General features: G+C 33.9%; 14 protein-coding genes and 1 riboswitch. Of the genes, 12 read left to right on the forward strand and 2 right to left on the reverse strand.

Annotated features, from left to right (window positions below; translation table 11 throughout):
- Positions 1-142 precede the first annotated feature (142 nt).
- The 4 genes from resD to NSQ69_RS07675 all read left to right on the forward strand — a co-directional run bounded on the left by resD (position 143) and on the right by NSQ69_RS07675 (position 4,058).
- The gene (gene resD, locus NSQ69_RS07660) at positions 143-859 is read left to right on the forward strand and encodes a DNA-binding response regulator ResD (RefSeq protein WP_002011758.1); all 717 of its coding nucleotides are present in this window, start codon (positions 143-145) and stop codon (positions 857-859) included.
- Positions 859-2,634: a sensor histidine kinase ResE gene (gene resE, locus NSQ69_RS07665; protein ID WP_088291306.1), complete on the forward strand. Its 1,776-nt coding sequence runs from the start codon at positions 859-861 to the stop codon at positions 2,632-2,634. The genes resD and resE overlap by 1 nt, the downstream gene beginning before the upstream one ends.
- A 142-nt stretch (positions 2,635-2,776) precedes the next feature.
- Entirely contained in the window at positions 2,777-3,358 is a 582-nt protein-coding gene (locus NSQ69_RS07670; RefSeq protein ID WP_002086651.1) for a cob(I)yrinic acid a,c-diamide adenosyltransferase, read from the forward strand.
- An 85-nt stretch (positions 3,359-3,443) separates the two neighbouring features.
- Positions 3,444-4,058 carry a peptidoglycan DD-metalloendopeptidase family protein gene (locus tag NSQ69_RS07675; RefSeq protein WP_002141020.1) on the forward strand — a complete coding sequence of 205 codons (615 nt, stop codon included), beginning with the start codon at positions 3,444-3,446 and terminating at the stop codon, positions 4,056-4,058.
- A 220-nt stretch (positions 4,059-4,278) separates the two neighbouring features.
- On the opposite strand, the gene NSQ69_RS07680 is transcribed toward NSQ69_RS07675, so the two are convergent.
- Positions 4,279-4,965, reverse strand: a complete 687-nt coding sequence (locus NSQ69_RS07680) for a hypothetical protein (protein ID WP_002011767.1) — start codon at positions 4,963-4,965, stop codon at positions 4,279-4,281.
- Positions 4,966-5,213: 248 nt separating this feature from the next.
- Positions 5,214-5,353: riboswitch (FMN riboswitch) on the forward strand.
- Positions 5,354-5,516: 163 nt separating this feature from the next.
- On the opposite strand from NSQ69_RS07680, the gene NSQ69_RS07685 reads away from it, so the two are divergent.
- Positions 5,517-6,095, forward strand: a complete 579-nt coding sequence (locus tag NSQ69_RS07685) for an ECF transporter S component (RefSeq protein WP_002011769.1) — start codon at positions 5,517-5,519, stop codon at positions 6,093-6,095.
- Between the two features lie 117 nt (positions 6,096-6,212).
- On the opposite strand, the gene NSQ69_RS07690 is transcribed toward NSQ69_RS07685, so the two are convergent.
- Entirely contained in the window at positions 6,213-6,461 is a 249-nt protein-coding gene (locus NSQ69_RS07690; RefSeq protein ID WP_001151994.1) for a ferredoxin, read from the reverse strand.
- A 297-nt stretch (positions 6,462-6,758) separates the two neighbouring features.
- Between NSQ69_RS07690 and NSQ69_RS07695 the strand changes: the two genes are divergently transcribed.
- The 7 genes from NSQ69_RS07695 to NSQ69_RS07725 all read left to right on the forward strand — a co-directional run bounded on the left by NSQ69_RS07695 (position 6,759) and on the right by NSQ69_RS07725 (position 12,813).
- Positions 6,759-7,820, forward strand: coding sequence for a helix-turn-helix domain-containing protein (locus tag NSQ69_RS07695; RefSeq protein WP_002086645.1), 1,062 nt, complete (start codon positions 6,759-6,761; stop codon positions 7,818-7,820).
- Positions 7,810-9,339, forward strand: a complete 1,530-nt coding sequence (locus tag NSQ69_RS07700; protein WP_002086642.1) for a RecQ family ATP-dependent DNA helicase — start codon at positions 7,810-7,812, stop codon at positions 9,337-9,339. The genes NSQ69_RS07695 and NSQ69_RS07700 overlap by 11 nt, the downstream gene beginning before the upstream one ends.
- Positions 9,339-9,902, forward strand: a complete 564-nt coding sequence (locus NSQ69_RS07705; RefSeq protein WP_002064506.1) for a CPBP family intramembrane glutamic endopeptidase — start codon at positions 9,339-9,341, stop codon at positions 9,900-9,902. Before NSQ69_RS07700 ends, NSQ69_RS07705 begins: the two co-directional genes overlap by 1 nt.
- Before the next feature lie 22 nt (positions 9,903-9,924).
- Complete coding sequence (locus tag NSQ69_RS07710) at positions 9,925-10,404, forward strand: LysM peptidoglycan-binding domain-containing protein (RefSeq protein WP_002126396.1); 480 nt, start codon at positions 9,925-9,927, stop codon at positions 10,402-10,404.
- Positions 10,405-10,475: 71 nt separating this feature from the next.
- Entirely contained in the window at positions 10,476-11,252 is a 777-nt protein-coding gene (locus NSQ69_RS07715) for a metallophosphoesterase (RefSeq protein ID WP_002126398.1), read from the forward strand.
- A complete protein-coding gene (locus NSQ69_RS07720; RefSeq protein WP_002126400.1) occupies positions 11,252-12,127 on the forward strand; it encodes a MerR family transcriptional regulator in 876 nt (291 codons plus the stop codon). The genes NSQ69_RS07715 and NSQ69_RS07720 overlap by 1 nt, the downstream gene beginning before the upstream one ends.
- 77 nt (positions 12,128-12,204) lie before the next feature.
- Positions 12,205-12,813, forward strand: a complete 609-nt coding sequence (locus NSQ69_RS07725) for a genetic competence negative regulator (RefSeq protein WP_002126401.1) — start codon at positions 12,205-12,207, stop codon at positions 12,811-12,813.
- Positions 12,814-13,118 lie beyond the last annotated feature (305 nt).

Consider the following 13,118-nt stretch of genomic DNA (forward strand, 5'->3'; position numbering starts at 1 on the left):
TGAACAAACTTTATTATTCTTGTGAAGCATAATATGGGAAGTGGAACGTTAAAAAATGCTTAATTAAACGAGGATAGGTGCAACATTATATTGTAGAAGGGTAGGTGTAAACCGTTGTGGTAAAAGTACGCAGCGGGTAGAAATGGAAAATGAATCAAGAATTTTAATTGTAGACGATGAGGATCGTATTCGTCGTTTATTAAAGATGTATTTAGAAAGAGAGCAATACACAATTGAAGAAGCGGATAATGGTGATACAGCTTTAGAAATGGCGTTACAAAATGATTATGATTTAATCCTACTGGATATTATGATGCCTGGTAAAGATGGTATCGAAGTGTGTAAAGGGATTCGTGAGAAGAAAGCGACGCCAATTATTATGCTGACAGCAAAAGGTGAAGAAGTAAATAGGGTACAAGGGTTTGAAGTTGGAACTGATGATTATATTGTAAAGCCGTTTAGCCCGCGTGAAGTAGTACTTCGTGTGAAAGCAGTATTACGCCGCGCTGTACCAACGACATTCTTTACACAAGATACAACGACGAAAGATGTTACTGTTTTCCCTCATTTAACAATTGATAATGATGCGCACCGCGTTACAGCGGATGGTAATGAAGTAAACTTAACACCGAAAGAATATGAATTACTATTATTCTTAGCGAAATCCCCGGATAAAGTTTTTGACCGTGAGCAATTGTTAAAAGAAGTATGGCAATATGAGTTCTTCGGAGATTTACGTACAGTTGATACGCATGTAAAGCGTTTACGTGAAAAGTTAAGTAAACAATCACCAGATGCAGCGAAAATGATTGTTACCGTTTGGGGCGTAGGTTACAAGTTTGAGGTTGTGAACGACTGATGCTTTGGAGAAGTGTAGTAGGGAAGTTATGGATGACCATATTACTTCTCGTTTCGTTTGTTCTTGGATTTGTTGCTATTTTACTTTCACAGTTTTTTAGAACGTATTATGTTGATATGAGTGAAGCTAGGCTTCAGAAAGTTGCAACAAGTGTCACGGAATTAATTGAAGAAGGTGCCGATGTAAAAACGATTGAGAATATTGCTTACAAATTTTCTGATCCACTTTCAAGGATTATCATTGTAGAAGACGGTAAGGAAATTTCTTCTTCGCCGAAACAAGAAGGATTAGTTACTCTTACAATAGATGATTTGAAAAATGATAAAGAATTAGCAGCTGTTTTTACAGATAAAAAGGATATTAAGAATAATATTAGAAAAGCTTCTAATAGTAGGAAGAATAAAAATACTGAAAATGATATTATGATCGTCGGGAAACCAGTACAGTCAAAAAATCAAAGTGCAGTGTTTGTATATGAATCATTGCAAGTTCCAATACAAGGTATGGAGAGAACGACTGATTTTATTTTCTTATCAGCCGGGATTGCGATTATTTTAACAACTTTCTTTGCATTTTTCTTATCTACTCGAATTACGGCACCGCTTCGTAAAATGCGTGAGGTTGCATTTGAGGTAGCGCGCGGGAAATTTGATACGAAAGCCCCTATGGTATCTCAGGACGAAATTGGTGAGCTTGCAACTGCTTTAAATCAAATGGGGAAACAGTTGAAGTTTAATATGAATGCCCTGCAGCAAGAAAAAGAGCAGTTAGCTAGCATTTTGAGTAGTATGGCAGATGGTGTTGTTACGTTAAATCAAGAAGGTGAAGTCGTTGTTATCAACCCACCGGCAGAACACTTCTTACAAGTTTGGCAAGAAGAAAAAGAAGTAGAGTTAATTAAAAAACTGCCTTCTGAACTTGTTGAACTATTCCATCTCGTTGTAGAAAGTGAGCAACAACAAGTTGTTGAAATTAATTTGCAAAAAGGTAACTACGTAGTTCTTATGACACCGCTTTACAATCAAACAAAAATTCGTGGAGCTGTAGCAGTATTGCGAGATATGACGGAGGAGCGTCGTCTTGAGAAAATGCGTCAAGACTTTATTGCGAATGTATCACATGAACTTCGTACACCGATGGTAATGCTTCAAGGATATAGTGAAGCAATTTTAGATGATATTGTGCAAACGAAAGAAGAAATTAATGAGTTTGTTCAAATTATTTATGATGAATCTGTTCGTTTAGGTAAACTTGTAAATGAGTTATTAGATTTAGCCCGTATGGAAAGTGGACATGTAGAGTTACATATAGGTGAAGTAGATATTCATCCATTTGTCGAAAAAATTGGCCGTAAATTCCAGGGGATTGCAAAGGATAAAGAAGTCCAATTAACAGTGGATTTCCAAAGTCCAATTGAACAATATCCGTTTGATGCAGACCGTATGGAACAGGTACTGACGAATTTAATTGATAATGCAATCCGTCATACAAATGCAGGTGGACATGTTACACTTGTAATTAATACGAAAAATAGTGGCCTTACTTTCGAAGTGCAAGATTCAGGTGCTGGTATTCCAGAAGAAGATATTCCGTTCTTGTTCGATCGATTCTATAAAGCTGATAAAGCAAGAACGCGAGGGAAAAAAGTTGGAACAGGACTCGGGCTTGCGATTGCTAAAAATATTGTTCAAGGTCATGACGGGAAAATTTCTGTATCAAGTGTCGTTGGAGAAGGAACTACATTCTCTGTATATTTACCAAATCGTATAATTTAGATATATATGTTTTTTAAAAGTTGATCATGAATAAAAGCTTTACTGTTTTTTTATTTTTTTGTAAGTGCAATTAAATAAAGAATGGTAGAGTTTTTTTCTTTAATAATCAGAATGAAAATAAAAAGAGAGGTGTCATAATGAAATGAAACTTTATACAAAAACAGGTGATAAAGGGGAAACGAGTGTCATAGGTGGCCGAGTGGATAAAGATCATATACGTGTAGAAGCTTATGGAACAATTGATGAGGCGAATTCTCATATCGGATATGCCATGTCTAAATTACAAGAGGAATGTTTTCGTAACATTTATAACGAACTTGAAAATATTCAACATGAACTATTTGATTGTGGAGGGGATTTAGCAATAGTAGAGAAGAAAATCCCTTATAAAGTAACGATAGAGATGGTCGAGTATTTAGAGAGACGAATTGATTCGTATACAGAAGAAGCGCCGCCTTTAGAGCGTTTTATTTTACCAGGCGGTAGCGAGATATCGGCTGCACTACACATTGCACGTACAGTTATAAGAAGAGCAGAACGTTGTATAGTGTCATTGCAAAAAGAAGGAGAAACCAATGAAATTGTTCTAAAGTATATAAATAGGTTATCTGATTATTTATTTGCGCTTGCTAGAGTAATAAATGCGCGTTTACAAGTGAAAGATGTGGAGTATAACCGCAGTGCACTTGTTTTTCGTAATAAAGAAGAGAAGGAAGTGGAGTAATCCACTTTCTTTTTTTTGTATACTTTTTTCTGTAATATCCCACAATAGAGAAGGTATGACGGTTATTAGAAAACGGAGGATGTATATGAAAGCGTTAAAATGTGGCGTGGTGATATTGAGTGTATTATTTTTATCTCAATTACATGTTTACGCTGAAGGGAATCAGTGGATATGGCCTGTTGATGGGCAGATAAGTGATTATTTTGGGACAAGACATGGGAAACACTATGGTATTGATATAGCTGCGCCTATTGGAACGCCTGTTGCAGCTATTCAAAATGGTAAGGTGACAAAGTCTTATTTTTCAAGTAGTTATGGAAATGTTGTGTTTATTAAACATGGAGAATATGAGGCTGTTTATGCGCATTTAAATAAGAGATATGTAGTTCAAGGTGATAACATTTCAAAAGGAGAGCTAATTGGAGAGGTAGGGAATACAGGAGAATCGCGAGGAGCGCATTTACATTTAGAAGTGCATCAAGGGAGATGGACGATGGAGAAAAGGAATGCGATGAATCCGTTGCTTGTTTTAAATGAACAAAAAAATCAAGTTGTGTCGTCATCACTATATATTGTACAAAAAGGTGATACTTTAGTTGGTATTGCCCGGAAATTTAGTATGACAGTTGAGGAAATTAAAGTGAGGAATGGATTGCGACAAGAGCAAATCTATCCGAACCAACAACTATACGTCAAGTAAAGGCAACGTCTCAAAAGCATAACTTTTGAATAAATTTATTTTTTTCTTATTTAAGATTGCGATAGTAAATGAAATTATATCGACGCAAATTTATATCGAACATAGCTATTATTATATCGACATTTCGACAAGAAATGTCGACTAACAATAAAATGCGACAGTAAGAGCAACCTATTCCTAACGAAAAACCGTCCCAAAAGATCTTTTGGGACGGCTTCTTTTACCAAAAAATAAAGACACATATAAATCCAGTAATAGCTAAGTAGCTATATAAGTAAAAGACTTTTGTTCTTGTTTTTTCTTTTGTCCGAAATAGTACGATAGTTGGTTCGATTAGACCAATTGTAAGACAAAGTAAACCAAGAAGCATAAAGCCAATTGAAAGAGAATACAGGGCGATTTGTGGTGCTTGAAATGGAATCATCCATTTTAATAAAAATGCAATAAGTGCAGTGTAACAAATGCTACCGATGTATTTATTCAATGGAGTATCAGAACGGAAACCAGGAAGTTTCTTGGAAAACGGACGGGAAACAACTTCCGTTTGTAAAGATGTATGTTCTTCAATTATTTTTTGAGCTTCTTTTCCTTTTTGGAAAAGGGATAAAATCCAGTTTCGCTCACCTTGGAAAATAAATTGAGAAGTTGTTAAATAGTGATCAACTTTTACCTTATTCCAACTCTTCCATGGATGACGCTCACACAATTTTAATTTACTTTCTGTTTTTTTATCATACTGATAAATACTTATGCCATCTTGGTCAAAAGTAGCGTAGTATGTCTCTCTTGAGAATGTGCCTAGATCAATTGGACAGTAGAAAAGTAATTCTTTTTTCAAATAAAAGTATTCTTTTCTTAAGTTCTTTTTCATTGCTTCTCGAATAGAGTGTCTTTTATCTTTCTTCATGACATTTCCTCCATAACTCAGAAAATGTTCTTATCTTAACAATTCAACATCTTATCACTTTTGACGACATATGACTAGGGGGATTCATAAGAGAAATACCGAATTATAAAAAATATGGGTTGTATTGTAAAATATAGTGATTGTTTCTTTAATTATATAAAATCAATAACTTATTTTTAGTAAGTTACACTTTTTTTGTTCACAATACGATCATGTTGTTGTATAATGAAGTGGAAAATAGAATATCGGTCTATCTTCGGGGCAGGGTGAAAATCCCGACCGGCGGTGATGAACATTTAATAATTTCGTTCTAAGCCCGCGAGCCGTTAAGGCAGGATTTGGTGTGATTCCAAAGCCGACAGTACAGTCTGGATGGGAGAAGATGGAGGTTCAAGCGTTCAAAAAAGATAAGTATTTGAACGTCTGTTTGATGTGCCTTAAAATTCTCCCTTTGTGTAAATCACAAAGGGTTTTTTCGTTCTATGAAAAAATAGGCATAGCAGAACCTTTCCACTTTCCATGAGAAGATCGATGGAAAAGGAGAGAGAAAGATGAAACAAAAAAACAGTGTAGTGCAGATGGTGAGTGTAGCGATGCTAAGTAGTATTGCGTATTTACTAATGATGTTGGATTTTCCATTCCCAGGGCTTCCGCCATTTTTAAAAATTGATTTTAGTGATGTGCCAGCTTTAATTGCGGCGATAATTTTTAGTCCAATTGCAGGTGTAATTGTAGAAGCGATAAAAAATATTTTGCATTACGGAATTCAAGGAAGTTTAACGGGAGTACCAGTAGGAGAAGTAGCAAACTTTATAGCGGGATGTTTATTTATTGGTCCAGCAGCATTCTTATTCCGAAAGTATCGCACAGTAAAAAGTTTAACGACAGGATTAATGCTAGGTACAATTACTATGACAGTTATTATGAGTGTGTTAAACTACTTTATTATTTTACCAGCGTACACTTGGTTTTTAAATTCACCAGCTATGTCTAGTGATATTATGCGACAAACTATTGTAACGGCGATATTACCGTTTAATGTAATTAAAGGAATTGTTGTAACAATTGTATTTGTAGCACTATTTTCACGCTTGAAAGTATGGGTATTTGCAAAAATGAAAAATGCTTAAAAATATTAAACCATTGGCAGCGTAACTGCTAATGGTTTTTTTGTTAGTGAGAATGAAAAAGAGTGCAAAAAATCCCCCTCATAAGTATGAGGGGGATTTTTTGAAGTTAATAAAAGACTATTCGAATTTTAAAGAGTCGCCATCAAATGATTCGTCAGCAACTTTAATTGAGTCAGTTGGACAACCTTCGAATGCATCCATCATATCTTCAATTAATACATCTGGAATTTCAACGATACCTTGGTTATCGTCTAATGTTACAAATGCAATGCCTTCATCATCATAGTCATAAATGTCTGGTGCAGCAGCACCACAAGCACCGCATGCAATACAAGTATCTTTGTCAACGATTGTATATTTTGCCATATTTTTTCCCTCCTGATAATATGTATGTGAAAAGTTCGCCAAAAAATTATAATCTTATTGTAAAACGGTTTTAAAAACTTTTCAACATAAAATTATAATGATAATGCTTATCAATTAGAGTGTCAACTTATTTTTGAATTATTTCATAAGATTTTCAAAATACTTAAATGTTATTTCGTTTGATACAATAGAATATATACAAGCATGTAGTGTGAATATGATAAGTTAAATGAATAGCAGTTAATGTGCAATCGTATTGAAAAAGGAATGAAGTTAGACTGAGAGGTGGAAGCGGTAATGCAGCTACAATATACTTTATTATATTGTTTAAAACAATTGAATGGTGAAAGAACCGTTTCTTCGATTTATTATTTATTAAAAGGAAAGAGATCGTCGCAAACATTACAAGATGGGAATATGTTTCAAATTTCTTTTTTGTTTGGGATTTATAAGTCATTAAATAGAGCTGATTATGATCAAGAAGTTGCAAAGTTGTTACAAACGGATTTAGTTCAAGGTATACATGATAATACATATGTGTTAACGACTGCTGGTAACGTGCAATTAAACAAATGGGAAGGTGACTTTGCCTTTCCGACATATTTAAATGGTTTACACTATGGTGAAATAGGTGAAACATTTTGGAAGAGATTATCATTGATCGTTCAAACCATTTCGAATTTACAACAGGCGAATACGAAATTTATTCCAATTCAACAGGATACAGAAATAATGATGTGGGTGAAACGTTTTCTCACTGGAATACCGTATATGAGAAGTGAATTGGCTAAAAGATTATGGAAGGAAATGCATACTCTTTTACAAAAAAATAATCCAGTAGAGGCGACAATCGTAATATATCGGTTAACTGGGTATAAACGTATTGGGTGTACTTTACAACAATTAGCGGAAATTACGAAACAAGATATATTTCGAGTGTATTTTTTATTTTGGGGTACAATTCATTTCCTTATTCAAGAAGTTCGCAATAAAGAAAATGAGTTTCCATTATTAGCTGAAATTATATCTTATCCAAATGAGAAAGCTGATTTATTTAGTTTATCAACAAAAAAAACATATAATCTTTGGAGACAAGGACGCTCTTTAGAAGAAATAGCAACAATTCGGAATTTGAAGGTTGCCACGATAGAAGACCATTTTGTAGAAATTGCTTTACGAGAAAAAGAATTTTCTATTGAAATGTTTATGGAAAAAGAAAAAATGGAAAAAGTAACAAAAGTAATTGAAGCATTACAAACACGTAAATTGCGTGTGTTGAAGCAAGCGGTTGGAGAGGAAATCTCTTATTTTGAAGTACGTCTTGTATTGGCACGGATGGAGGGTATAAATGAAGCTTGAGGAATATTTATATAAGTGGTTTGGATATTCTGAATTTCGTCCGGGGCAAAAAGGAGTTATTACGGACTTATTGGAAGGAAAAGATGTTGTAGCAATGCTTCCGACTGGAAGGGGAAAGTCAATGTGTTATCAACTTCCGGGGCTTCTGCAAGAGGGTACGGTGCTTGTTGTATCACCATTATTATCTTTAATGGAAGACCAAGTTACGCAATTAAAGTATGTCGTGAAAAATCGAGTTATTGCATTGAATAGTTTTCGGACGTTAATTGAAAAAAGAGAAGCAATGAAAAAGCTATCTTTTTATAAATTTGTTTTCGTATCACCAGAGATGTTGCAGTCGGAACTTCTAATAAGAGAATTGAAAAAAATTCATATTTCATTATTTGTCGTAGATGAAGCGCATTGTATTTCACAATGGGGCTATGATTTTCGGCCAGATTATAAAAAATTAGATAAAGTAATTGAGAGTATCGGATCTCCGACAGTACTAGCATTAACAGCAACTGCGACAAAGGATGTACTGCGAGATATAGCGGAAAGTTTAAATCTAAAAAATATTGCTGAGCATGTGTACTCAATTGATCGTCCAAATATTGCGATGGAAGTGCAATTTGTGGAAACAATAGAAGAAAAAAAAGAGGCGCTTTTTGAGCATGTAATGTATTTGCAAGGCCCTGGTATTGTTTATTGTTCAAGTAGGGCCTGGACAGAGCGTTTAACCGAGTATTTAAGAGGAAAAGGAATTACAGGTGTAGCTTTTTATCATGGTGGTATGGAACATGAAGAGCGTATGTTAATTCAACAACAGTTTATGAATGACCAGTTGCAAATTGTAATATGTACAAGTGCTTTTGGGATGGGGGTAAATAAGGCGAATACAAGATATATTATTCATTTTCAATATCCGACAAATGTAGCTTCCTATTTACAAGAAATTGGAAGAGCCGGAAGAGATGGAGAATTGAGTATAGCCATTTTATTATGTAGTCCATTGGATCACGATTTGCCAATTTCAATCATTGAAGATGAATTACCAAGTAAATCGCAAATACAATTTTTATTTTCGTTACTACAAGAAAGAATGTTTCAAACGAAAGTATTACCATTAGAAGATGTAGAAGAAATTTGTTATAATGCAGCAAGATTTAATGAACAGTATTGGCGCTTTACACGTTATCATCTCGAACATCTTGGAATCATACAACAGCGAAATCTCATGCTAGAGAGCTTGTCAGATGAAATAATGCACAGATTAATAGCGGAAGTGGAAGTGAGAATGCGTAATAAATATAGTGAGTTAGAAAATATGAAGTCATGGATACAAGTTCAAGGATGTAGACGTGAATATTTATTACAACAATTCGGTTATAGAAAAGAAAAAGAGATAGAAAACTGTTGTGATTACTGTGGTATTACAAAAACGGATTATAAAAAAAGACGAGCGCAACAGTTAGTTTTCGACTATAATTGGGAAACAGAGTTACAAAAGCTTTTCGGCCTAGGAAAGATGGAGGAATGATGAACATTCAAAGGCATAATGTTGAAGATATGAGTCCGAGAGAAATAAGACTGAATCTCTACATAACACAACTAATCATTATTGGTATCGGTTGTTTACTAGCATATATATTATTTCAAGATAAAAGAGAAGTTTATAGTTTATGGAAATGGGAACCGGTTTCTATACTTTTAATAGGTAGCTTGTTAGCGATTTGTATTGTGTTATTAGATTATGTTGCAATGCGAGTGTTTCCAGAATCTTGGTTTGATGATGGTGGCATTAACGATAGAATGTTTCAAGGGATTTCTGTCATGCATTTACTCGTTATCACGTTTATTATTGGCTTTGCGGAAGAGTTTTTATTTAGAGGTGTAGTGCAGACTCATTTCGGAATTGTAATAGCGAGTTTAATTTTTGCTGTGTTACATATTCGGTATATAACGAAGCCTTTTTTGTTTTGTTTCGTCTGCTTTATTAGTTTTGTTTTTGGTTATGTATTCGAGTGGACAGGAAATTTGTTTATAACAATCTTTGCACACTTTCTTGTTGATTTTATAATGGGGCTCCAATTAAGAAAATAAATGGAAGGTGGTGGTGAACAACATGAGAAAACGAATTCCTGATTTTGAAGAGGAGTTAGAAGTTGAGCAAGTGGAAGAAGATGAAAGTTTACCGCCGCGTAGTGAAATTCATAGAAATAAAGAGAACAAACCAAAGTTTAAAATGAATCACATTTTCGTCCGAGTGTTAACATTTTTGTTCATATTGTTACCTATTAGTATCCTATGGTATACGGATAAGTATATACAGGTAAAAAGTGATAGTAATAATGCTGAGAAAAGTGCGTTTGAAGTAATTTTCTTTGATTCCGCTAAGACTGAATCAAAGAAGCAGCCTGAGAAAGTAGCAACTCATGTTGTGAAAGATGGAGAAACTTTAGAAAGTATAGCGAAGCAATATTTCTCAGATGAAGATGGGATAGAAATAATAAAAAAGTATAATGATTTACAAGAAGACGAAGTGAAGGTAGGACAAGAATTGAAAATTCCTATAAAAGATAAGTCCACGAAGTATGAGAGCTAGCTAAATGAGTGATATATAGCTCCACATAAAATTAAGGACTATACTTTACGAGGAGGGAGAGTAAAAAATATATGTCATGGATTATATTATTATGTACTCTCATATGCATTGGTTTTGTATGTCTTCTTGGAATGTATAAAGAAGCGATGCGTAATACAGTGTTGGAACATACTTTAGTATTCGAAGAATTTCCGGAAAGTTTTCAAAAAGTTAAAGTTTTTTTTATTTCGGATATTCATAGAAGGATCATTTCTAGCTCGCTAATTGAACGAGTGAAAGGAAAAGCAGATATCGTAATTATTGGCGGTGATTTAGCTGAAAAAGGAGTACCTTTATCGCAAATCTCTTTAAATATTCAAAAGTTAAGAGAAATAGCCCCTGTATATTTTGTATGGGGAAATAATGACTATGAAATTGAATATCACGAATTAGATGCTTTATTAATAGAAAATAATGTGAAGGTATTAGATAATACAAGAGTTGTATTTGAATCTGAATTAGGAGAGAAAATTTGCTTACTCGGTATCGATGATGTTGGATTAGAACGAGATCGTTTAGATTTAGCGTTGTCTGATTGTAAAGAAGAAGGTTTTCGCATTTTAATTAGTCACAACCCAGATATAATAAAGAAAATGTCTGGTAATGAACAAATTTCGCTCGTATTAAGTGGACATACACATGGAGGCCAGATTCGGTTGTTTCCATCTGAAAAGTATTTAAAGGGTGGCGTATATAAGCATTCTAATACGACTCTCTTTGTTAGTAATGGGTATGGAACAACATTGTTCCCTCTTCGTTTTCGGGCACCTTCCCAAACACATATCATTACGTTATGTGGAGGGAAATAATGCCGAATTCAAATGGAAAATATAATATAAAAGCTGTCTCAAATATACTCGGAATTCAACCGAGTACACTTCGCGCATGGGAAAGACGCTATCATATTATTGCCCCAAAGAGAAATCGTGCGGGGCATCGTTTATATACAGAAGAGCATATTCATATTTTGAAATGGTTAATGAACAAAGTTTCTGAGGGGATGATGATTGGACAAGCAGTTCAGTTATTAGAAGGGAATCGGTTGCAGAACAACGTTCAAAAAGAAAAAATTACTGATACAGAAGTTGTTTTAGTGGACGATATACTACAAGCTTTGTTAGAATTTGATGAAATTACAATTTCTGCATTATTAAACGAGGTTTTTAGTATATATTCAACGGAAAAGGTTGTTGCAAGCATCATTCTTCAAGTGGCAAACAAGTTGTTAACTTTAAAAAGTAATAATGAGATTACAATGTCGCAATTCAAATATGTTGTATCATTCTTACAAACACGTTTAGGAATGATCTATCATAATGCGTCGGTGTATTCTTCCGTTAACAAAGTTTTCGTTTTAGAAAATAATATATTAAAAGGATTTATTTTCGCGACGTATTTACGACTAAAAGGATATCAAACAATGTATATGGGGACAGGTTTAGATGAAGAAGGTATTTTACTAGCTATTGAACAATTACAACCTAAATATTTGTTTATATCTTTTGATGATGAACGAGAACTTGAAGAGGCAGTAGAATTTATTGACTTGTTGCAAGAAAAAAATGAAAACATCTCTGGTGGTTTTATAGGAAGAAAAGGCATTGGAGATCAATTAAATCTTCAAAATATCCTAATTGGTAACACGAAAGAAGAATGGGATGGATGGTTAAAGATGCCGGAATAGTCGTTCGAAAAGAACCATCTATTTTCTATTTCATATAATAAAAATTAGATGCAATGGTTACGTAGGGAGGGTATGAGATGAGACTGGAACGTTTAAATTATAATAAGATTAAAATTTTCCTAACATTTGATGATTTATCTGAACGAGGATTAACGAAAGAAGATTTGTGGAGAAATGCACCGAAAGTACAGCAACTATTCCGTGATATGATGCAAGAAGCAAATACAGAATTAGGGTTTGAAGCGGATGGACCGATTGCTGTTGAAGTATTTTCTCTACAAGCTCAAGGTATGGTTGTAATTGTAACAAAAGAAAATTACGAAGTGGACACAGAAGATGAGTTCCGTGACGAGTTTATTGAAATGCAAGTGACTCTTGATGAAAGTGAACATATACTTTACGAGTTTGCTACATTAGATGATGTAATCAATTTGTCAAATCGCTTATATAACCTTGGTGTAACTGATGGGAAGTTGTATACGTGGGATGATCGTTTTTATCTTTGGATAGAAGAAGAAGAGCAATTTCAATTATTGAAGGCGGATTTTATAGCTATTTTAGCGGAGTACGGTAATCCGTCAACAGCAACAATTTACCGCGTAATGGAATATGGTAAAGAATTAATGGATTCTCAAGCGATTGAACAAATATACAATTACTTTGTGAAAAAACAAAACCTCAGCTAATGTAACGTAGCTTGAGGTTTTATTTTTATTCAGCTGAAAATCTAAAATCTATAAAACGAAGTGTAGGTAACAAGACTAGCCGATCTGTATGTTAAAATGTAATCAGTATTTCTTGATGAAATAATGGTTTTATCGAATGTATTTTGATGAAAATAAAAAATATTTAAATATTTAAGTATTTTACTTTTCTAAAAGCAATAAAAGGACTATAATAATAGTGAAAACGCTTGCAATACAAAATAGTTTGTATATATTTGTTAGCGTTTTCTATTGCATTCCAAATTTAACGGTGTATACTAGGCAAT

It is taken from the genome of Bacillus sp. FSL R10-2201 (assembly GCF_038008665.1).
GTDB classification, from domain to species: Bacteria; Bacillota; Bacilli; order Bacillales; family Bacillaceae_G; genus Bacillus_A; species Bacillus_A mycoides.